Origin of the sequence: Bradyrhizobium cosmicum, from assembly GCF_007290395.2 — a bacterium.
Taxonomy (GTDB): domain Bacteria; phylum Pseudomonadota; class Alphaproteobacteria; order Rhizobiales; family Xanthobacteraceae; genus Bradyrhizobium; species Bradyrhizobium cosmicum.
Genome location: NZ_CP041656.2, coordinates 5,256,448 through 5,277,909, shown reverse-complemented (window position 1 = coordinate 5,277,909; position 21,462 = coordinate 5,256,448). Strand labels below are relative to the sequence as shown.

Here is a 21,462-nt window from a genome sequence, read left to right as displayed (position 1 = left end):
CTCTGCCGCTGAGGCCGGTGCTGACGAGAAGGATGCAAACAGTGAATTTGAGAATCGGAACAGTCCTCCCCCTTGTCATTGCGGCGCTGGCTCTGATGGGCGTGGCCGCGACCGGTTATGCATCGCTTCAGGCATACCGCGACCGGCAGGCGGCGGACGCCTTCGTCGATCTCAACGGCGTCTCGCGGCTGTTGCTGCAGAGCGCGGGGCGGTGGGCCCTGGAGCGAGGCATGACCAATGCCGCGTTGAGGTCGCCGGAGGTGACGGCCGCCGATCGGCGATCCGAGATCATGAAACAACGGATCGGCTCGGACCAGGCTTTTCGCGAAGCTGCGCGCCGCCTTCGCGCGATGAGCAAATTCAACGTGGCCGGCCCCCGCATCGATGCGGCGGAACGAGCCCTTCAGAACGTTGAAGATTTGCGCCGCAAGGTGGACGAAAACCTCGCCAGGCCGGCGGCGGGGCGCAATGCGGAGATCGTCAACGGATTCGTGCCCGCCGTCACCGAGCTGATCGAATTGACCTCCATCCGGCTGCGCCTGGTCCTGGAAACGCTGGCTACTCCGCCTTCGTCGACGATGTCGCGTCTCGTCGGTCTTCGGCATCTTGCTGCGGAGATGGCCGAGAAGGCCGGGCGCGAACGGGCTTTCCTCGGAGGCGCGATTGGCTCGGGGAGCAGGGTGACGCCGGAAGAGTTGAGCCGGATCGCCGGTTTCCGGGGCTACGTCGAGCTTGCCTGGGGGACGATCGCTCCGCTGGCCGAGCGAGCCGACGTTCCAGGCGACGTCGCCGGAGCGATCAAGGGCGTCGAGCAGGACTACTTCCGGATTTACGACGCGACCCGCAACCGCGTGCTCGCGGCGGCGGCCAGCGGAGACTACAGGATCAGTGGCAACGACTATTTCGCCAGCGCGACAACGGGGATCAATGCGATCCTTCGCCTGTCCGAAGCGATCGGAGCGGCCGCGGATCTCGAGGCGACCGGGCAAGCCGCCAGGGCAACGTCCAATCTGATCGTCGCCGGCCTGATCCTGGCGAGCTGCGTTGCGCTGGTCTTGCTGAGTTTCTGGATCGCGTTCTCCCGGATCGTGCGGCCGCTGTCCGCACTGACCCGCGCCATGGGCGAACTCGCCGCCGGCAATTTCGCCGTGGCTCTCCCCGGTCTCGATCGCAAGGACGAGGTCGGCGACATGGCACACGCCGTGGAGCGGTTCAAGATCGTGGCGGAGCAGAAGGCACGCGACGAAGCGGAGGCCAAGGCCCGGCAGGATCGGATTGCCGCCGAGCAGCGCAAGACCGAGATGCACAGGCTCGCGGATCAGTTCGAGGCTGCGATCGGCGAAATCGTCGACACCGTCTCGTCGGCGTCCACGGAGCTCGAGGCCTCGGCGAGCACGCTGAATGCCACCGCAGGGCGCGCCAAGGAGCTCGCCGTAGCGGTCGCCTCAGCCTCGGAGGAGGCTTCGACGAACGTGCAGTCGGTGGCATCGGCGACCGAAGAGCTGTCGTCCTCGGTCAACGAGATTGGCCGCCGCGTCCAGGATACGGCGCGAATGGCCAACGCAGCCGTGGATCAGGCGGGAAGGACCAACGAGCGCATCGGCGAATTGTCGCGAGCGGCTGCGAAGATCGGCGTCGTGGTCGCATTGATCGACTCGATCGCGGGGCAGACCAATCTGCTGGCGCTGAACGCCACGATCGAAGCTGCGCGCGCGGGCGAGGCCGGTCGCGGCTTCGCGGTGGTGGCATCGGAAGTGAAGGCCCTGGCGGAACAGACAGCAAAGGCGACCGGGGAAATCGGCCAGCAGATCTCCGGGATGCAATCTGAGACGCAGGAATCCGTCGATGCGATCCGCGACATCGGCGGCACGATCACCCAGCTGGCCGAGATCGCCTCGGCGATCGCCGCGGCGGTGGAGGAACAGGGCGCGGCGACGCAGGAGATCGCACGCAACGTGCAGCAGGCTGCCCAGGGCACACAGCAGGTCTCGTCCAACGTCGGAGACGTCGAGCACGGCGCTGCGGAAACCGGGGCAGCCTCGACGCAGGTGCTTTCAGCGGCGCAGATGCTGTCGAGGGACTCCACTCGGCTGAAGACCGAGGTCGGCAGGTTCCTGACCAACGTCCGCGCAGCGTAAAGTCTCCACGAGATTTGTAGATGCGACCTTTCGACAACACCCGACGATCTGACGACGGGCGGCGCTAGAAGCGCCGCTCGCCTTTTGCCGCCGGCAGCTTGATGTGTCCTATGAGTGGTATCGTGCATAATTACCCGTAGTCGCACGGGAAGAGGATTTCATCGATAGTTAAATTCGTTTGATCAGAATTGCTAAAGACGTTTTGAACAGCGCAGTCCGGATAGGATTGACCGCATCGCGTTTCATTTGGGGGCTTTTGATGCGCAAGAATTTTCCGATCACCGAAATCGAATATCCCGTCAGTGACGAGACGCTGATTGTCTCCCGTACGGATCTGAAGGGCAAGATTGCCTATTTCAACGAGGACTTCGTTGCCGCGGCGGGTTTCACCTCCGAAGAGATGATGGGGCAGCCGCACAACATGATCCGTCATCCGGACATGCCGCCGGAAGCCTTCCAGAACCTTTGGGATACGCTCAAAGCCGGCAAGCCATGGCTGGGCGCGGTGAAGAACCGCCGCAAGAACGGCGACTATTACTGGGTGCTGGCGACGGCCTCGCCGATCCGTCAGAACGGCCAGGTCACGGGCTTTACCTCGATCCGCACCAAGTTGCCGGCCGATCAGCGCAAGCTTGCCGAAGAGGTCTACGCCGCGATCCGCGAGAAGAAGCCGCATGGCTATCGCATCGATGGCGGCATCATCCGCCGCCGTTCACTGCTCGACCGCTTCGCAATTTTCACGCGCACGCTGAAGGCGCGCCTCGTCACGATGATGGCGGTGCAGGTGCTGTTCATGCTTGCCCTCGGTATCTGCGGTGCGCTCGCGACGGGCGGTTCGACCAGCATGGCTCTGGTGCTGCTGGCCCTCGTCGGCGCTGCGTTCGGCAGCTTCGTCGGTATGGCAACCATGCGTGCGATCCGGGGGCCGATGCAGCAGCTCAACGACACCATGCTCAATCTCGTGCAGGACAAGCTCGACAACCGCATTGTGATCGAACGCGATGACGAGATCGGCGAGGCCCTGCGCAATCTCCAGACGGTGCAGACCATCATCCGCTTCAGCCGCGATGAGGTGCAGGCGGTACAGCGCCGCGCCGAGGCGCAACGCAAGACCGACATGACGAAGCTCGCCGATGGCTTCGAGGCTGCGATCGGCGAGATCGTCGAGACCGTCTCGTCGGCTGCGACCGAGCTCGAGGCCTCGGCCTCGACACTGTCCTCGACCGCTGGCCGGGCCCAGGAATTGGCGACGGTCGTCGCGGGCGGTTCCGAGGAAGCCTCCGCCAACGTCCATTCGGTGGCGTCGGCGGCCGAAGAGATGTCATCGTCGGTCCGGGAGATCAGCCGGCAGGTGCAGGACTCCTCCAGGATCGCCAGCGAGGCGGTTAGCCAGGCCCAGGCCACCACCGAGCGCGTCGGGGAGCTGTCGCGGGCGGCGGCGCGGATCGGCGATGTCGTCGAGCTCATCAACGCCATCGCCGGCCAGACCAACCTGCTGGCGCTGAATGCCACGATCGAGGCGGCGCGAGCCGGCGAGGCCGGCCGTGGCTTCGCCGTGGTGGCATCCGAGGTGAAGGCACTGGCCGAGCAGACCGCGAAGGCAACCGGCGACATCGGTCAGCAGATCGGCGGCATCCAAGCCGCAACCCAGGAGTCGGTCAGCGCCATCGGCGGGATCAGCGGCACCATTGCACGCCTCTCCGAAATATCGTCGGCGATCGCCGCGGCTGTGGAGCAGCAGGGCGCCGCGACGCAGGAGATCGCCCGCAACGTGCAGCAGGCCGCCCAGGGCACAGAGCAGGTCTCGTCCAACGTCGGTGACGTCCAGCGCGGCGCTGTCGAGACCGGCTCGGCCTCCACGCAGGTGCTGTCGGCCGCGCAGATGCTGTCGCGCGATTCGAACCGGCTGAGGCTCGAGGTCAGCAAGTTCCTGGGCTCGGTCCGGGCGGCCTAGCTATCAATCAGACCGGCAGTTCTGAAAGCGGCCCCTCGGGCGCCGTTTTGACGTGCCGACTTATCACCCTCGGCGCAAACGCTGCATATCTGGAATGCGATTTCGCTGTGCGATAGCAGGGAAGTGACCATCTGTGACCCGCTGGCGTTAGCCATTTCAGCGGTGTTCGGGTAAATCAGCGGGGGAACCCGCGGGGGCGTGTTCCCTGTCCCCAGATTTGGAATTACCCGACGAATGATTGCTCTGGTTCGTATTGCCCTGAGCCGGCCCTACACGTTTGTCGTGCTCGCGCTCCTGCTCCTGATCATCGGACCGCTGGCGGCACTGCGAACGCCGACGGACATCTTCCCCGAAATCCGCATCCCCGTGATCGGCGTGGTCTGGCAGTACACCGGCTTGCCGCCGGACCAGATGTCGGGCCGCATCACTACGCCGTTTCAGCGCTCGCTGACGACGACGGTCAACGACATCGAGCACATCGTCGCCAACTCTTATAACGGCTTCGGCATCGTCAAGATCTTCTTCCAGCCGACCGTCGACATCCGCACCGCCAATGCCCAGGTCACCGCGATCTCGCAGACGCTGCTGAAGCAGCTGCCCCCCGGTGCGACGCCGCCGTTAATCCTGAACTACTCCGCCTCGACCGTACCGATCATCCAGGTGGCTCTGTCTGGCGACGGCCTGACCGAGCAGAATCTCGCCGATATCGGCATCAACAATCTGCGTACCCCGCTGGTCACCGTGCCTGGCGCGGCAATCCCTTATCCATTCGGCGGCAAGCAGCGCCAGGTCCAGATCGACCTCGACCCGACCGCGCTCCAGGCCCGCGGCCTGTCCGGTCAGGATGTCGCCAATGCTCTGGCGGCGCAGAACCTGATCACGCCGGTTGGCACCCAGAAGATCGGCAGCTTCGAATACAACATCCAGCTCAACAACTCGCCGCTCAGGATCGAGGAGCTTGGCAATCTACCGATCAAGACCGTCAACGGCGCAATGGTTTACGTGCGTGATGTCGCGACCGTTCGCGACGGCAATCCGCCGCAGACCAACATCGTCCATGTCGATGGCAACCGTTCGGTGCTGATGATGGTGCTGAAGGCGGGCGCGACCTCGACGCTCGATATCATCGCCGGCATCAAGCAGAAGGTGATCGACGTCAAGGACCAGCTGCCGGACGCATTGAAGATCGGCTTCATCGGCGACCAGTCGGTGTTCGTCCGCGGCGCGATCCAGGGCGTCGCGTTCGAGGGCGTGATCGCAGCGCTGCTGACCAGCGTCATGATCCTCCTGTTCCTCGGCAGCTGGCGCTCGACCGTCATCATCGCGGTGTCGATCCCGCTCTCCGTGCTCGGCGCGATCATCATGCTCTCGGCGATCGGCGAGACCTTGAACATCATGACGCTCGGCGGCCTTGCGCTGGCGGTCGGCATCCTGGTCGACGACGCCACGGTCACCATCGAGAACATCAACTACCATCTGGAGCAGGGCAAGCCGGTCGAGCAGTCGATCCTCGACGGCGCCAACCAGATCGTGACGCCGGCCTTCGTCTCGCTGCTCTGCATCTGCATCGTGTTCGTGCCGATGTTCTTCCTCACCGGCGTCGCGCGCTTCCTGTTCGTGCCGATGGCGGAAGCGGTGATGTTCGCGATGATGTGGTCGTTCATCCTGTCGCGCACTCTGGTGCCGACCATGGCCAATTATCTATTGCAGCCGCATGTGCATCATGAGGGCGAACCGCCGAAATCGCGCAATCCGCTGGTCTTGTTCCAGCGCGGCTTCGAGGCGCGGTTCGAGCGCATTCGCGGTGGCTATCATGACTTCCTCGGGCTCGCGCTCGGGCACCGCGCGGTGTTCGTCGTCGGTTTTCTCTGCGTGGTCGGCGCGTCCTTTGCGCTGGTGCCGTTCCTCGGGCGCAACTTCTTCCCCGCGGTCGATGCCGGCAATATCCTGATGCATGTCCGCACCCAGGTCGGAACGCGCGTGGAAGAGACGGCCAACCAGCTCGCAGACGTGCAGAAGGCGATCCGCAAGCTGATCCCCGGCGAGATCGAGACGCTCACCGACAACATCGGGATGCCGATCTCCGGCATCAATATGACCTACAACAACACCGGCGTGATCGGCCCGCAGGACGGCGACATCCAGATCAAGCTTAGGGAAGGCCACAAGCCGACCGAGGAACACGTGAAGGTGCTGCGTGAGCAGTTGCCGCGCCTGTTCCCTGGCGTCAGCTTCTCCTTCCTTCCGGCCGACATCGTCAGCCAGATCCTGAATTTCGGCGCGCCGGCGCCGATCGACCTGCAAATCCGTGGCGCCAATATTGCCGGCAACTTTGCTTACGCCAACGGCCTGCTGGCCAAGGTGCGCAAGATTCCCGGCGTCGCCGATGCGCGCATCCAGCAGTCACCGAACAACCCGACCTTCAACATCGATGTCGATCGCACCCGCGCGCAATATGTCGGCCTGACCGAGCGGGACGTCACCAACAGCCTCGTGGTCAATCTCGCCGGCTCCTCGCAGGTGGCGCCGACCTACTACCTAAACCCCGACAACGGGGTGTCCTACTCCATCGTGATGCAGACGCCGCAATACCAGATGGATTCCCTCAGCGCCCTCCAGACGCTACCGATCACCGCAGCCGGCAATGCGCAGTCGCCGATCCTCGGCGGCATTGCCGACATCAAGCGCTCGACGTCGAGCGCGGTGGTGTCGCAATACGACATCCAGTCGATGGTGCAGATTTTTGCGACGACCTCGGGCCGTGATCTCGGCGCGGTTGCCAATGATATTCGCCAGGTCATCGCCGACACCGCCAAGGACGTGCCGAAGGGTTCTTCCGTCGTGCTGCTCGGTCAGGTGCAGACCATGAATAGCGCCTTCACCGGCCTTCTGTTCGGCCTGCTGGGGGCGGTCGTGCTGATCTACCTGCTGATCGTCGTGAACTTCCAGTCCTGGTCCGATCCGTTCGTGATCATCAGCGCGTTGCCGGCTGCACTTGCCGGCATCGTCTGGATGCTGTTCACGACGCAGACCACGCTGTCGGTTCCGGCACTGACCGGCGCCATCATGTGCATGGGCGTCGCCACCGCCAACAGCGTGCTCGTGATTTCCTTCGCTCGCGAGCGCTACGCGGAGCTCGGCGATCCCATCGCGGCCGCGCTGGAAGCCGGTTTCGTCCGGTTCCGCCCGGTGTTGATGACCGCGCTCGCCATGATCATCGGCATGGCGCCGATGGCGCTGGGGCTGGGCGAGGGCGGCGAGCAGAACGCGCCGCTTGGCCGCGCGGTAATCGGCGGCCTGATCTTTGCAACGTTCGCCACGCTGATGTTCGTTCCCGTGGTGTTCAGTATGGTACACAAGAAACAAGGCCCCACAGCCGCCGCCCCATTGGAGTCTCCGCATGTCACCCACTGAACCCCGCTCGCCGGTGTCGCACCGGAAACTGGGCATCTTCGGCGTGGTGGCGCTGATCGCGGCAGGCCTCATCGTCGGCACGGGCATCCGCGCCCGCGAGGAGCAGGGCTCCAGGCTGAAGGAATGGACCGACGACCAAGCCGTTCCCAGCGTCGCGGTGGCGCTGCCCAATGCCAAGGCCCGCAGCGCCACCATCGATCTGCCGGGCCGGCTCGAAGCCTATTACCGCGCCCCGATCTTCGCCCGCGTCTCCGGCTACCTGAAGAGCTGGAACGCCGACATCGGCGCCCGCGTCAAGGCAGGGCAGGTGATCGCCGAGATCGAGGCGCCGGACCTCGACCAGCAGCTCCTGCAGGCCCGCGCCGACCTCGCCAGCCAGCAGGCCAGCGCCAGGCTGTCGGAAGCCACGCTGAACCGCCGCAAGACGCTGGTCGCCTCGAATTTCGTCTCGGCGCAGGAGATCGACGAGCGCACCGCCGACCTCTCCAACAAGAACGCCGCGGTTCATTCGGGCCAGGCCAATGTCGAGCGGCTGGAAGCGCTGGCCGGCTACAAGAAGATCACGGTGCCATTCGACGGCGTGGTGACGGCGCGCGATACCGACGTCGGTGCGCTGATCAACGCGGGCGGCGGCTCCGGTCCGGCGATGTTCGTCGTCTCCGACATCACCAAGCTGCGCGTCTACGTCAACGTGCCCCAGAATTACGTGCCGGCGATCAAGATCGGTGCCAAGGCGACCATGGTGATGCCGGAGTATCCGAACCGGACGTTCCAGGCGACGGTGGAGGCGTCCTCGCAGGCCGTCGACGTCGCCTCGGGCACCACGCGCATGCAGCTCGGGCTCGACAATTCGAGCGGCGAACTAATGCCCGGCGGCTATGCCAGCGTGAAACTCAACTTGCAGCGCGACAGCGCGCCTCTGAGCATTCCGGCCAGCGCCCTGATCTTCAACGGCAGCGGCTTGCGTGTCGCCACCGTCGGCCCGGACGACAAGGTGCTGTTCAAGCCCGTGACCATCGCCCGCGATCTCGGCCGCGAGATCGAGCTCGCCTCGGGTATCGCAGCGGACGACCGCGTCATCACCGCCCCGCCGGACGGCCTGTCCGACGGTGACGTGGTGCGTGTGGTCGGCGCCGACAAGAGCAAGCCGGCCACCGCGTCGGAAAAGCAGGCGCCGAAGAGTTAAATGCGGTCGTCTCGTGCCCCGGACGCAGCGCAGCACGAAGCGATGCGCCGCAGAGCCGGGGCCCAGTTTGTTTCGCAGAGTTCAATGTAGCTTTCTGGGTTCAGGCTCTGCGGAGCGGCATTGCATGCCGCACCGCGTCCGGGACACGAGAGCTGACTAAACCACCCGCCACTCCGGCACACCATCCGCGGCCATCGTGATCTCGCCGAGCGAACCCACCGGGGTGCGGTCCATGTTGAGCAGATGCGCCAATGTCGCGCGATCGCTCGCGGGAATCCTTACCAGCGTGCGCCGGTCGTCTTGCGTCCGCAGCATGACCACGCCGTGCTCGACATCGCCGCCGCGGCCATAGAGCACGGTAAAGCTCTCGACCTTGCCTGTGCCGCTCGGCTCCGTCACGAACTCCGGGACCGCCCGCTTGTTGCGATCAGCTTCGGCCTGCACGCTGGTGTCCTGCGCCAGCGCCTCGCGTGGCAGGGCCGTCGACACCACCAGCGCATGATGCTTGGTGACGAAGCCGCCTTGTCCATAGAGCAGGCCGAGCCTGGCGCCCTCGCGCACCCGCCGCACCATCGCGCAGGCCGCATGCGTCATGTAGGTGTTGAGCGGGGCGCCGAAGAAGGTGAGGCCGCCGGTCACGGTCGGTTGCACGTCGGCGCCCAGGCCCAGCGTCCTCCGTGCCATCTTCGGCACGCAGGGGAAGCAGCTGTAGAGCTCGATCGCGTCGAACTTCCTGCCGTCGCCGCCGGCGAGGTCCATCACGGCCTTCAGCACCGCGTTCTGCGGATGGCTCTCGTAGAACTGGTCGCGCAAGAGGTAGTCGCGCGGCTCTTCTGCGGAGGCGCCGCCGAGCGGATAGACGAGCTTGTCCTCGGCAATCCCGGCCGCCCGCGCCTTGGCGAGGCTGGTCAGCAGCAACGCGCCGCCCATGTTGACGCTGGGATTGGCGACCATCAGCTTGTTGTAAGGCCAGGCTATCAGGCGGTTGTCCGCCGTCGGCGTCGTGATCTCGTCCGGCGCATAGCGCCGCTTCAGCCAGGCGTTGGGATTTTGCGCGGCAGCCTCGGAGTATCGCGACCACAGCGTGCCCGACTCCGCCATCGCCTCGCGTGGGGTCTGCCCCCAGTGCGCGGAGGAGGCCGCCTCGTAGAACGGATAGACCGTGACGGGGCGGAACACGCCGAGCGTCACCGCCAGCGGCTTCTGGAACGCCGCGCCGCGCTTGGGCTCATCGACATCGTGGGCGAAAGGCGTCCATGGCAGCTTCGCCCCGGCGCGCTCGGCCTTGGTCGCAGTCGACTGCGCCTCCGCGCCGCAGACCGCCGCGACGGTGCATTCGCCGCGCGCGATGCGCTTGGCGGCTTCATGGATGTAGCGGATCGGGCTCTCGCCCCCGACCGGGCCGTAATAGCAATGCGCGGGCGTGATCCCGAGCCGCTGTGCCAGCAGCTTCTCCGGATCGCGATAGCGCCAGCTGAGGAAATTGACGACGTCGAGCGACTGCACCTCGCCGAGCAGCCTTGCGCCGGCATCCGCTTCGGCGCGCCGTAACGCCTGCTCCAGCAGGTCGAGCGGCTCGAGGCCCGCGGTGATTTCCTTGGGACGGTCGACGATCTCGCCGCTGCCGACGATGACGGGGATATGGTCTTCGGGGATATTGGTCATTTCTTCTTGCTTCACGTTTCAGATTTTCGGCACGCCGTCGCCCTTCGAGGGCCGCTGAAGAGGCGGCCACCTCAGGGTGACGGCTACGGAGGAAGCGTCATCCTGAGGTGCGAGGCCGGCGGCGCAACGCGCCGTCGGTCGAGCCTCGAAGGATGGGCCACACACGACTACTCCACCAGCGCATTCATGTGCTCGACGGCTTCGGCGAATTCTTCCTTGAATTCCTTCACCACGGCGCCGGCGGACTTCACGCTGTCGATCAGCCCGACACCCTGGCCTACGAAATAGCTGACGAGGTCGCGTGCCCGCGCGTTGCCGCCTGCTGCCGCACGATCGATCGAGTTGAAGGCATCGCGGCTGATGATGCTCTGCAGCGGCATTGGCAGCGCGCCCGGGCTTTCCGGCGCGCGGTCCCAGGCATCGGTCCAGACCGAGCGGAGCTGACGCGCGGGCTTTCCGGTGCGGCCCTTCGAGCGGATCGCATCGCGCGAGGAGGCCGCAATCATCTTCTCGCGAAAGATCTCGGAGGTTTCGGACTCGACAGTTGCAAGCCACACCGAGCCCGTCCAGGCGCCGGCCGCGCCCATCGCCATGCAGGCCGCCATCTGCCGTCCCGTCATGATCCCGCCCGCCGCCAGCACCGGCACGTCGCGGATCGGCTTGATCGCCTTGATCACCTCCGGCACTAGCACCAGGGTCGAGACCTCGCCGCAATGGCCGCCGGCCTCGGTGCCCTGCACGACGAGGATGTCGACGCCGGCTGCGACCTGGCGCAGCGCATGCTCCTTGGCGCCGACGAGCGCCGCAACCGGTACGCCGTGCTTCTTGCCCATCTCGATCATCGCTTTCGGCGGCACGCCGAGTGCATTGGCGATCAAGCGGATCGGATGATTGAAGGAGACTTCAAGCAGCTGAATTGCCGTCTTCGCGTCGAACGGCTGCGGCTGGTTGTCGGCCACATCAGTCGTCGTCAGCTCGATGTCGTATTTCTTCAGGAGATCGCGCGTGTACTTGCGATGCTCTTGCGGCACGCGAGCTTCCAGGCTCTTCCAGGTGACGTCCTTCTCGCCAGCGGTCGAGATGTTTTCGGGGATCAGCACGTCGATGCCGTAGGGCTTGCCGTCGACGTGCGCGTCGATCCATGTCAGCTCGCGTTCGAGCGTGTCAGGCGTATGCACGGTCGCGCCGAGCACGCCAAAACCGCCGGCGCGGCTGACGGCGGCAACCACATCGCGGCAATGGCTGAAGGCGAGCAGCGGGAACTCGATTCCCAGCATGTCGCAGATCGGCGATTTCATGGCTCTCTCCCGGCGGCCTTCGCGTTGTTGTGCCTTGCGAGGGCGTTCGACGCCAGCCCCTCATAGGTTTGCGATGCCACGCCGGATTTGGGCGAGCATCTTGCGCGCAGGCGTTGCGTCCTGGACGGACCATGCGGTGATCACCAGCGGCGCAGGCTGCTGACAAGCTGGACTGCATGACGCCGGCCCGAGGCCCGCGCCGGGCGCAGAGCCGGCGGGGCTTGCCATCGGCCGCTCGCAGGCTAATTAATGCAGACGCATCTTTCCGCCGGAGCCACCTCATGACCGACGCCCCCTACGTACCGCCCAAAGTCTGGACCTGGAACAAGGAGAACGGCGGGCAGTTCGCCAGCATCAACCGGCCGATTGCCGGTGCGACCCACGACAAGGAGCTGCCGGTCGGCAAGCATCCGCTGCAGCTCTATTCGCTGGCGACGCCGAACGGGGTGAAGGTCACCGTGATGCTGGAGGAGCTCTTGGCGCTCGGTCACAAGGGCGCCGAATACGACGCCTGGCTGATCAAGATCGGCAACGGCGACCAGTTCGGCAGCGGCTTCGTCGACATCAACCCGAACTCGAAGATCCCGGCGCTGATGGACCGCTCGGGGCCGGAGCCGATCCGCGTGTTCGAGTCGGGCTCGATCCTGTTCTATCTCGCCGAAAAATTCGGAGCCTTCCTGCCGAAGGACATCAAGACCCGCACCGACACCATGTCGTGGCTGTTCTGGCAGATGGGCAGCGCGCCTTATCTCGGCGGCGGTTTTGGCCATTTCTACGCCTATGCGCCGACCAAGATCGAATACGCCATCGACCGGTTCGCGATGGAGGTCAAGCGCCAGCTCGATGTGCTCGACCGCCGCCTCGCCGACAACGAGTATCTCGCGGGCAAGGACTACACCATCGCCGATATGGCGGTGTGGCCCTGGTACGGTGCGCTCGCCAAGGGTCTGGTCTACGGCGCCGGCGAGTTCCTCTCGGTGCAGGACTACAAGAACGTGCAGCGCTGGACCGACCAGATCGCGCAGCGTCCGGCCGTCAAGCGCGGCCGCATGGTCAACCGCGTCTCCGGCGATCCCGCCAGCCAGCTCCACGAACGCCATGACGCCAGCGACTTCGAGACCAAGACGCAGGACAAGGTCGCACCGGCGACATAGGTGGTGCGCTCCCTCGCCCCGCTTGCGGGGAGAGGGTTGGGGTGAGGGGGAGTCTCCGCAAGGACGGTGAGAGTTTGGTTTGCGGAGAGTCCCCCTCACCCGGATTGCTTCGCAATCCGACCTTTCCCCGCAAGCGGGGCGAGGTAAGAGAAGCGCCTCCGCCCTACGTCCCCTTCACACCTTCCGCCGCCGGAAACACCAGGCGGTCATCGGTACGGCAATAGCGATCCGCGAACATGCGCCCGATCGGGTGATAGCGGTCCATGTGTACCCGCATCGCCTTGTCGTCCCAGAGCTCGTCGCGGATGTAGAAGTGCAGTCCTTCGCCCATGATCAGGCGGCGATCGTCGTTGACGTCGATCATCTTCCAGAGCTTGCACTCCATCGCCCAGGGCGTGTCGGCCAGTCGCGGCACCGCAACCGTCTTCGAGGCCGCGAGCTTCAGCCCGAGATAGTCGGGCTCGCCGATATCAGGGGGAAAATCGCCGCTGCTCTCGTGCATCGCCTTTGCCAGCGGCTCGTCGGCGATGTTGACCACGAATTCGCCGGTGCGCTGGATGTTGAGGAACGTGTCCTTGTCCTGGCCATCAGGCTTGCGGTTCGCCGCGAACATGCACAGCGGCGGATCCTCGCAGAAGGCGTTGAAGAAGCTGAACGGGGCGGCGTTGACCACGCCGGTCGGCCCAACCGTCGTCACCCACGCGATCGGCCGCGGCAGGATGAAGGACGTCAACACCTTGTAGCGCTCGCGTGGCGTCAGGTCGCTGGCGGCGTAGTCCATGGGGGCTCCGTTGCTTTTCTTGCCTCTTCCCGCTTGCGGGGAGAGGCCGACGCGCGCCAAGCGCGGCGGGTGAAGGGGAGTCTCCGCGACTCATCCGTCACCGCAGTTGTGGAAGCAGCCCCTCACCCCAGCCCTCTCCCCGTAAGAACGGGGAGAGGGGGAGGAGAGAGTCATCACGCCATGCTCAGCTCGTGGCGTCCCACCACCATCCAGTGCACCTCGTCGGGACCATCCGCAAAGCGCAGATGGCGGACGTCCTGATACATCTCGGCGAGCGGGGTCCAGTGCGAGATGCCGGTGGCGCCGTGCATCTGGATCGACTGGTCGATGATCTTGCAGGCGCGCTCGGGCACCATGGCCTTGACCATGGAGACCCAGACGCGGGCCTCCTTGTTCCCGAGCACGTCCATGGCCTTGGCGGCCTTCAGCACCATCAGCCGCATCGCCTCGATCTCGCAGCGCGCCTGCGCGATGATCTGCATGTTGCCGCCGAGATGGGCGATCTTCTTGCCGAAGGCTTCGCGGGTGAGGCCACGCTGCACCATCAGGTCGAGCGCCTTCTCGGCCTTGCCAATCGTGCGCATGCAGTGATGGATGCGGCCGGGCCCGAGACGGAGCTGCGAGATCTCGAAGCCGCGGCCTTCGCCGAGCAGCATGTTCTCCTTCGGCACGCGCACGTTGTTGAAGCGCATGTGCATGTGGCCGCGCGGCGCGTGGTCCTGGCCGAACACGTACATGGGGCCGAGCACCTCGACGCCGGGCGTGTCGCGCGGCACCAGGATCTGCGACTGCTGCTTGCTCGGTGCCGCATCCGGATTGGTCTTCACCATCACGATGAGGATCTTGCAGCGGGGATCGCCGACGCCGGAGATGTAATACTTCTCGCCGTTGATGACCCACTCGTCGCCGACCAGCTTGGCGGTCGTCGAGATGTTCTTGGCGTCGGAGGAGGCGACGTTCGGCTCTGTCATGACATAGGCCGAGCGGATCTCGCCGTTCATCAGCGGCTTCAGCCACTTCTCTTTCTGCTCCTTGGTGCCGACGCGCTCCAGCACTTCCATGTTGCCGGTATCAGGCGCCGAGCAGTTCATGGTTTCGGACGCGAGCGGGCTCTTGCCGAGCTCGGAGGCGATATAGGCGTAGTCGAGGTTCTTCAGGCCCTGGCCGGTCTCGTCATCCGGCAGGAAGAAGTTCCAGAGGCCTTCCTTCTTGGCCTTGTTCTTCGCGACCTCGAGTACCTCGAGCTGCTTCGGCGTGAAGCTCCAGCGATCCTGCTTGCCCTCGCCAGCCTTGGCGAACTCGATCGACATCGGCTCGACGGTGTCGCGGATGAATTTCCTGACGTGATCGTAGAGCGGCCGGACCTGGTCCGACATGCGCAGGTCATTGAGCTCGTCGCCGGGATTGAGGGTGTAGTTGGTGGTGCGGGGTATGTAGGCGTGTTTTGTCATTGTTCCTCCCGGGGTCACTGAGATCGCGTTGGGCGAAAGAATAGTCGCAGCGCGGCCAAAGCGCGAGCGCGCATTTTCTCACGCGAGCCATGCCACGCGATGGAATATCGCGAGGGCGTTTGAAATGTTGTTTGAATGGTGAGGCGGGCAGGCGCGGGCCGCACCCACCGTTGTCATCGCCCGGCTTGACCGGGCGATCCAGTACTCCGTGACGTCAGCGATTCACGGAGAAGCCGCTGCGTACTGGATTCCCCGCTTTCGCGGGGAATGACAGCGTCCTGCAGCAATCAATTCGGCATCCGGTGCATCGCGCAAATCTTGTTGCCGTCGAGGTCGCGCAAATAGGCGAGATAAAGCTTGCCGCCTGGACCCTGGCGCACGCCGGGCGGATCTTCGATCGACGCGCCGCCGGCAGCGAGGCCGGCCGCGTGCCAGGCATCGACCTGCTCGGGCGAAGCGCAGGCAAAGCCGATGGTGCCGCCGTTGGCGCAGGTCGCTGGCTCGCCGTTGATCGGCTTCGACACCGAGAACACTCCGGTCTTGGTGATGTAGAAGATGCGATGGCCGTCGACCCTGGCCGGCCGCACCTCGAGGGTGCTGAGCAGATTGTCGTAGAACGCCTTGGCCTTGTCGAGGTCGTTGGTGCCGATCATGATGTGTGAAAACATTTGCCCGTTCCCCTCAGAGTTTATGCCCGGATGGAGCGCAGCGAAATCCGGGTCTTGTTGCTTCTGGAAATCCCGGATCGCGCTGAGCTCCATCCGGGCTACGAGACTCAAAACGCGGTGTAGCCGCCATCGATCACGAACGTATCCGCCGTATGATACGACGACGCCTTGCTCATCAGGTACACCGCGATGCCGCCGAAATCGCTGGCCTCGCCGAAGCGCCGCATCGGAATCCGCGGCATCACGTTGGCGACGAACTTCTCGTTGGCCATGATGCCCGCGGTCATGTCGCTCTTGATCCAGCCGGGCAGGATCGCATTGGCGGTGACGCCGTGACGCGCCAGTTCGACCCCGAGCGCGCGCACCAGCGCGTTGATGGCCGCCTTGGTCGCCGCGTAGTGCTCGTTGCGCGCGGTGCCGAAGATCGAGGCGAGGCTCGATGTGGCGACAAGGCGGCCGAAGGGATCGCCGGCATTGGCGCGGTCGGTCATGTGCCTGGCAGCAGCCTGGAACGCGTGGAACACGCCGTCGAGATTGGTCGCAAACATCGTGCGCCATTCCTCCTCGGTGCGCTCGATGAAGGAGCGCCGGCCGCCGCCGCCGATGCCGGCATTGGCAAAGCACCCGTCGACCCGGCCGAACGTATCGAGCGTGGCCTTCATCGCGGCATTGACCGAGGCCGGATCGGTGACGTCGCACACGCGCGTGTCGACCTTGCCGGAGAGGCCTGCCATGCTCGCGGCAGCAGCCTTGTTCTTGTCCGCATTGCGGCCCCAGATCGAGACGTTGCAGCCCTGGCCGGCAAGCGCCTGCGCGATGCCGAGCCCGATACCGCCATTGCCGCCGGTGATCACGGCCACGCGGCCGGAGAGGTCGAAGAGGTTCATGGCGCGTTTCCTGTTTTTGGCGAGGTTTCTTAGGTCTGCGCGCGCCAGCCTGTGCGCGCAAGATTGTGCGATATGACGACAAGGTATGTTCGGACCACCATGGACAAGGCCGCGACAAAAATCAAATATGCGCCGGACAAAACCAATTCCGGCCTGCGAAACATCGCCGCCCGCAACTGACGAGGAAACCATGCAATTCAAACACGTCACGCTCGATTTCGATGGTTCGGTCGCGATCCTCAAGCTCGACCATCAGGAGGTGATGAACGCGGTTTCCGTGGACATGCTGGGCGGTCTTTCCGACGCGCTCGACGCGATCGAGGAGAAGAAGGACGAGGTGCGCTGCGTCGTGCTGACCGGCGCCGGGCGGGCGTTCTGCACCGGGGCCAATCTCCAGGGCCGCAACAATCAGTCGAAGAAGACTAAGGCCGGCATGACGCTCGAGACCGGCTTCCATCCGTTCCTGCGCCGCATCCGCAACCTGCACTGCCCGATCGTGACCGCGGTGAACGGTCCGGCCGCCGGCGCCGGCATGAGCTTCGCGCTGCTCGGCGACATGATCCTGTGCGCGCGGTCCTCATACTTTCTGCAAGCGTTCCGCCGCATCGGCCTCGTGCCGGATTGCGGCTCGACCTGGCTGCTGCCGCGCCTGATCGGCAAGGCGCGCTCGGTCGAATTGTCGCTGATGGGCGAGCGCCTGCCGGCGGAGAAGGCGCTGGAATGGGGGCTCGTCAACCGCGTCCATGATGACGGCGTGCTGATGGAGGAGGCGATGAAGCTCGCGCGCGACCTCGCCAGCGGCCCGACCGTCGCGCTGTCGCTGATCCGCAAGCTCTATTGGGACAGCCCGGAAAACTCCTTCGAGGATCAGCTCAATCTCGAATTTCAATGCCAGCTGCGCGCCGGCGACACAGAGGATTTCCGTGAAGGCGTCGGTGCCTTCCTGGAGAAGCGTCCTGCGCAGTTCAAAGGCAAATGATCGAGGCTGAACTCGCTCGCAGCGCCACGCGCTGGTGTCCGGGCGCGACGGGCGTCACCGGCGCGGCCAAGCTGTCCGGCGGCGCCAGTCAGGAGACCTGGCGCTTCGACATCGAGCATCCGGATGGGCCGATCGGCGCGATCCTGCGCCGCTCGCCGAAAGGCTATGGCGCAGCGCCGACACGCGCGGCGGGTCTTGCCGCCGAAGCGCAGCTGATGCAGCTCGCCTATGAGGCCGGCGTGCCGTCGCCGCGCGTGATGCACGTGCTGACGCCGGATGAAGAGCTCGGCACCGGCTTCATCATGCAGCGGGTCGAGGGCGAGACCATCGCGCGCAAGATTCTGCGCGATGACGAATACGCTGCGGCGCGGCCGCGTCTCGCGCGGCAGATCGGCGGCGTGCTCGCCGGCCTGCACAAGCTGCCGCAGGACAGATTGCCCGAGCTGCGCAGCCGGGGCGCGACGCAGGAGATCGACGAGTTCGAGCGCGATTATCGCAGCCTCAACTGGCCGAAGCCCGTATTCGAGCTGGCGCTCCGCTGGCTGCGTGACCACGATCCCGGCCCCTCGGCGGAGACGACGCTGGTGCATGGCGATTTCCGCAACGGCAATCTCATCATCGGCGCCGATGGCGTCCGCGCCGTGCTGGACTGGGAGCTCGCCCATCTCGGCGATCCCATGGAGGATCTCGGCTGGGTCTGCGTCAACTCCTGGCGCTTCGGCGAGATCGACAAGCCCGTTGGCGGTTTTGGATCACGCGAAGAGCTGTTCGCGGGTTACGAGGCCGCGGGGCGCAAATGCGATCCGGCACGGGTCAAGTTCTGGGAAGTGATGGGCACGCTGCGCTGGGGCATCATGTGCGGCGGCATGATGCAGCGGTTCCGCGAGGGACCCGACCATTCCATGGAGCGCGCCATGATCGGCCGCCGTGCTTCCGAGACCGAGATCGATCTGTTGCGGCTGCTGGCGCCGCGCGAGAGTTGAGACATGCAGGACGAACCGACCCCGATCGAGCTGACCACGGCGGTGGCCGATTTCCTCCGCAACGACATCACCCCGCTGATCTCAGGCCACCAGGCGTTCAAGCTGCGCGTCGCGATCAACATCCTCGACCTCGTGACGCGGCAGTTGACGCAGCAGGCGGGGAGCGACGCGAGGGAGGTCGAACGGCTGCGCGCACTGCTTGGTGTTGATGGTTCGGTCACCGATCTCAACGGTGTACTTGCCGAGCGCATCGCAAAAGGTGAGGTTGACCTCGCGACGCCGGGGCTGGCCGACCATCTGTGGGCGACGACCATGGACAAGCTCGCGATCGACCAGCCGAACTACGCGTCGTACAAGCGCGAGCTATCGAGAGGAGAGTAGACCTCTCCCCGTCATTGCGAGGAGCGCAGCGACGAAGCAATCCAGACTGCCTCCGCGGAGGCAGTCTGGATTGCTTCGCTGCGCTCGCAATGACGCTGTTGAGACGGCTCCGCCAATCTCTCCGCTTCGTCATGGCCGGGCTCGTCCCGGGCATCCACGTTCTTCGTACCGCGCGTTAAGACGTGGATGGCCGGGACAAGCCCGGCCATGACGGAGACCGAAGATACCTACTTCCCCACCCATTTCGGCGGCCGCTTCTCCGAGAACGCCTTCGGCCCCTCGATGTAGTCCTGCGAGGCCACCATCGCCTTCACCGCCGGGTATTCGCGCTGTTCCTCGATCGCCTGCTCCAGCGAGACGCCAAGCCCCTTCCGGATGGTCTGTATCGAGGCCCGGATCGACATCGGCGAGTTCTTGGTGATCATCTCGGCCCAGCGCAGCGCGCCTGATAGCGCCTCGCCCTGCGGCACCACCTCGTTGACGAAGCCAAGCTCGAAGCCTTCCTTGGCGCCGACATGGCGCGCGGTGAGGATCATGCCCATCGCGCGCTTCAGTCCGATCTGCCGCGGCAGCCGATGCAGGCCGCCGGCGAGGGCGGCTAGACCGACGCGCGGCTCGGGCAGGGCGAAGGTCGCATTCTCCGAGGCGATGATCAGGTCGCAGGCCAGCGCGATCTCGAAGCCGCCGCCCATGGCGACGCCGTTCACCGCGGCGATGATCGGCTTGTCACAGTCGGAACGCGCCGTGAGGCCGGCAAAGCCGCCTTTGTCCCAGCCGCGCTTGCCGCCCGCCGCCTGCCACTTCAGATCGTTGCCGGCGCAGAACGCCTTGTCGCCGGCGCCGGTGACGATGGCGACCCATTGCTCGGGATCGCTCGAGAATTCATCGAATACCTTTTGCAGTTCGAAATGCGCATCCGTGTGCAGTGCGTTGTAGACCTCGGGCCGCGACAGCGTGACGATCGTGATCGGTCCCTTGCGTTCCACCTTCGAAAACTTCAGCTCCATGATCGCTCCGGCATTGTCTCGTGAAGGACTATTGGCGTCATACTAGCGCGCACCGGCGCAGCGACACCATCGAATTGCGCAATGCGCCTTGCGTGCGTCACACGCCTCGGCTTGCTTGACTTGTCCGCGCTCTTCTCACCTTAATCGCGCGAAGCAGAAATGCGCCTAGCGCCTTAACGCAAAACGATAAAATCATCCGGGAGAGAACCGTGGATTTCTCACTGCCTGCCGATCTCGTTGCCTATCTCGGAGAGCTCGATCGTTTCATCGAACGCGAGATCAAGCCGCTGGAAGCGGCGGACGACAACGTCCGGTTCTTCGATCATCGCCGCGAATGGGCGCGCACCGATTTCGACAATGGCGGCCTGCCGCGCCATGAATGGGAGTCGCTGCTGCGCAAGGCAAAGGATCTCGCCGATGCGGCGGGCCATTTGCGCTTTGCGGTGTCGAAGCAGTATGGCGGCAAGGACGGCTCCAACCTCTGGATGGCGGTGATCCGCGAGCATTTTGCCGCAAAGGGTCTTGGCCTGCACAACGACCTCCAGAACGAGCATTCCATCGTCGGAAATTTTCCCGTGGCGACCATGCTCGACCGCTACGGCCGCGACGACCAGAAGGCGATGATCGACGGCTCCATCAAGGGCAAGTATCGCATCACGTTCGGTCTGACCGAGCCCAATCACGGCTCGGACGCCACGCACATGGAGACGCGCGCGGTGCCGGCGACCCGCGACAACGTCAAGGGCTGGATCATCAACGGCGAGAAGATGTGGACCACCGGCATGCACGTCGCCACGCATTGCGCGCTGTTCGCGCGCACCTCGGGCAATGACGGCGATGCCCGCGGTATCACCTGCTTCCTGGTGCCGGCCAAGAGCGACGGCGTCAAGGTCGAGGAGTACATGTGGACCTTCAACATGCCGACCGACCATCCCCGCGTCAGCTTCACTGACGTGTTCGTGCCGGAAGACGCGCTGTTCGGCGAGGTCGGCCGCGGCCTGTCCTTGGCGCAGTGCTTCGTGCACCAGAACCGCATCCGCCAGGCCGCGAGCTCGCTGGGGGCCGCGGTCTACTGCATCAACGAAAGCGTCAAATACGCGCGCGAGCGAAAGCCGTTCGGCAGGGCGCTCGCGGAGAACCAGGCGATTCAGTTCCCGCTGGTGGAGCTTGCCACCCAGGCCGAGATGCTGCGCCTGCTGATCCGCAAGACCGCATGGGAGATGGATAAGCTCACCGAGGAGCAGATCGAGCGCACGCTCTCCGACCGCGTCTCCATGTGCAACTATTGGGCAAACCGCCTCTGCTGCGAATCCGCCGACCGCGCCATGCAGGTCCACGGCGGCATGGGCTACTCAAGGCACAAGCCGTTCGAGCACATCTACCGGCATCACCGCCGCTACCGCATCACGGAAGGCAGCGAGGAGATTCAGATCCGCAAGGTGGCGGGGTTCCTGTTTGGATATATGGGGCCGGGGAAGCATTGATGTCGCGCGCAAAGCAGCAATTGCGGCTTCTC

16 protein-coding genes are annotated in these 21,462 nt (G+C 64.9%); 9 read left to right on the top strand and 7 right to left on the bottom strand.

The window, feature by feature from the left end:
* The first annotated feature begins 41 nt into the window (after positions 1 to 41).
* The 4 genes from FNV92_RS25365 to FNV92_RS25350 all read left to right on the top strand — a co-directional run bounded on the left by FNV92_RS25365 (position 42) and on the right by FNV92_RS25350 (position 8,692).
* Positions 42 to 2,138 carry a methyl-accepting chemotaxis protein gene (locus FNV92_RS25365; RefSeq protein WP_143844073.1) on the top strand — a complete coding sequence of 699 codons (2,097 nt, stop codon included), beginning with the start codon at positions 42 to 44 and terminating at the stop codon, positions 2,136 to 2,138.
* A gap of 259 nt (positions 2,139 to 2,397) precedes the next feature.
* Positions 2,398 to 4,092 (top strand): methyl-accepting chemotaxis protein, encoded by a 1,695-nt coding sequence (locus FNV92_RS25360; protein ID WP_143844074.1) that lies wholly within the window; start codon positions 2,398 to 2,400, stop codon positions 4,090 to 4,092.
* Positions 4,093 to 4,326: 234 nt separating this feature from the next.
* Entirely contained in the window at positions 4,327 to 7,506 is a 3,180-nt protein-coding gene (locus FNV92_RS25355; protein WP_143844075.1) for an efflux RND transporter permease subunit, read from the top strand.
* Entirely contained in the window at positions 7,493 to 8,692 is a 1,200-nt protein-coding gene (locus FNV92_RS25350) for an efflux RND transporter periplasmic adaptor subunit (RefSeq protein ID WP_143844076.1), read from the top strand. The genes FNV92_RS25355 and FNV92_RS25350 overlap by 14 nt, the downstream gene beginning before the upstream one ends.
* Positions 8,693 to 8,848: 156 nt before the next feature.
* On the opposite strand, the gene FNV92_RS25345 is transcribed toward FNV92_RS25350, so the two are convergent.
* Both FNV92_RS25345 and FNV92_RS25340 read right to left on the bottom strand, forming a co-directional pair.
* A complete protein-coding gene (locus FNV92_RS25345; protein ID WP_143844077.1) occupies positions 8,849 to 10,357 on the bottom strand; it encodes an acetyl-CoA acetyltransferase in 1,509 nt (502 codons plus the stop codon).
* 167 nt (positions 10,358 to 10,524) lie between these two features.
* Positions 10,525 to 11,655 (bottom strand): nitronate monooxygenase, encoded by a 1,131-nt coding sequence (locus FNV92_RS25340; protein ID WP_143844078.1) that lies wholly within the window; start codon positions 11,653 to 11,655, stop codon positions 10,525 to 10,527.
* 281 nt (positions 11,656 to 11,936) lie between these two features.
* Between FNV92_RS25340 and yghU the strand changes: the two genes are divergently transcribed.
* A complete protein-coding gene (gene yghU, locus FNV92_RS25335; protein ID WP_143844079.1) occupies positions 11,937 to 12,809 on the top strand; it encodes a glutathione-dependent disulfide-bond oxidoreductase in 873 nt (290 codons plus the stop codon).
* A 163-nt stretch (positions 12,810 to 12,972) separates the two neighbouring features.
* On the opposite strand, the gene FNV92_RS25330 is transcribed toward yghU, so the two are convergent.
* The 4 genes from FNV92_RS25330 to FNV92_RS25315 all read right to left on the bottom strand — a co-directional run bounded on the left by FNV92_RS25330 (position 12,973) and on the right by FNV92_RS25315 (position 16,596).
* On the bottom strand, positions 12,973 to 13,590 hold the full coding sequence (locus FNV92_RS25330; RefSeq protein WP_143844080.1) for a flavin reductase family protein: 618 nt from the start codon (positions 13,588 to 13,590) through the stop codon (positions 12,973 to 12,975).
* A gap of 173 nt (positions 13,591 to 13,763) precedes the next feature.
* Complete coding sequence (locus FNV92_RS25325) at positions 13,764 to 15,041, bottom strand: acyl-CoA dehydrogenase family protein (RefSeq protein WP_014496881.1); 1,278 nt, start codon at positions 15,039 to 15,041, stop codon at positions 13,764 to 13,766.
* Positions 15,042 to 15,328: 287 nt separating this feature from the next.
* On the bottom strand, positions 15,329 to 15,709 hold the full coding sequence (locus tag FNV92_RS25320) for a VOC family protein (protein WP_015687542.1): 381 nt from the start codon (positions 15,707 to 15,709) through the stop codon (positions 15,329 to 15,331).
* Positions 15,710 to 15,816: 107 nt separating this feature from the next.
* Positions 15,817 to 16,596, bottom strand: a complete 780-nt coding sequence (locus FNV92_RS25315; RefSeq protein WP_143844081.1) for an SDR family NAD(P)-dependent oxidoreductase — start codon at positions 16,594 to 16,596, stop codon at positions 15,817 to 15,819.
* Between the two features lie 190 nt (positions 16,597 to 16,786).
* On the opposite strand from FNV92_RS25315, the gene FNV92_RS25310 reads away from it, so the two are divergent.
* Genes FNV92_RS25310 through FNV92_RS25300 form a run of 3 tightly spaced genes read left to right on the top strand, consistent with a single transcriptional unit; the run spans position 16,787 to position 18,939 of the window.
* Positions 16,787 to 17,575 (top strand): enoyl-CoA hydratase/isomerase, encoded by a 789-nt coding sequence (locus FNV92_RS25310; protein ID WP_015687540.1) that lies wholly within the window; start codon positions 16,787 to 16,789, stop codon positions 17,573 to 17,575.
* Positions 17,572 to 18,558 (top strand): phosphotransferase family protein, encoded by a 987-nt coding sequence (locus FNV92_RS25305; RefSeq protein WP_143844082.1) that lies wholly within the window; start codon positions 17,572 to 17,574, stop codon positions 18,556 to 18,558. The genes FNV92_RS25310 and FNV92_RS25305 overlap by 4 nt, the downstream gene beginning before the upstream one ends.
* A 3-nt stretch (positions 18,559 to 18,561) precedes the next feature.
* Positions 18,562 to 18,939, top strand: coding sequence for a DUF6285 domain-containing protein (locus FNV92_RS25300; RefSeq protein WP_143844083.1), 378 nt, complete (start codon positions 18,562 to 18,564; stop codon positions 18,937 to 18,939).
* Between the two features lie 227 nt (positions 18,940 to 19,166).
* On the opposite strand, the gene FNV92_RS25295 is transcribed toward FNV92_RS25300, so the two are convergent.
* The gene (locus FNV92_RS25295) at positions 19,167 to 19,946 is read right to left on the bottom strand and encodes an enoyl-CoA hydratase-related protein (protein WP_143844085.1); all 780 of its coding nucleotides are present in this window, start codon (positions 19,944 to 19,946) and stop codon (positions 19,167 to 19,169) included.
* Positions 19,947 to 20,155: 209 nt separating this feature from the next.
* Here FNV92_RS25295 and FNV92_RS25290 point away from each other — a divergent pair, with 209 nt between their 5' ends.
* Complete coding sequence (locus FNV92_RS25290; RefSeq protein ID WP_143844086.1) at positions 20,156 to 21,430, top strand: acyl-CoA dehydrogenase family protein; 1,275 nt, start codon at positions 20,156 to 20,158, stop codon at positions 21,428 to 21,430.
* The last annotated feature ends 32 nt before the right edge of the window (positions 21,431 to 21,462 follow it).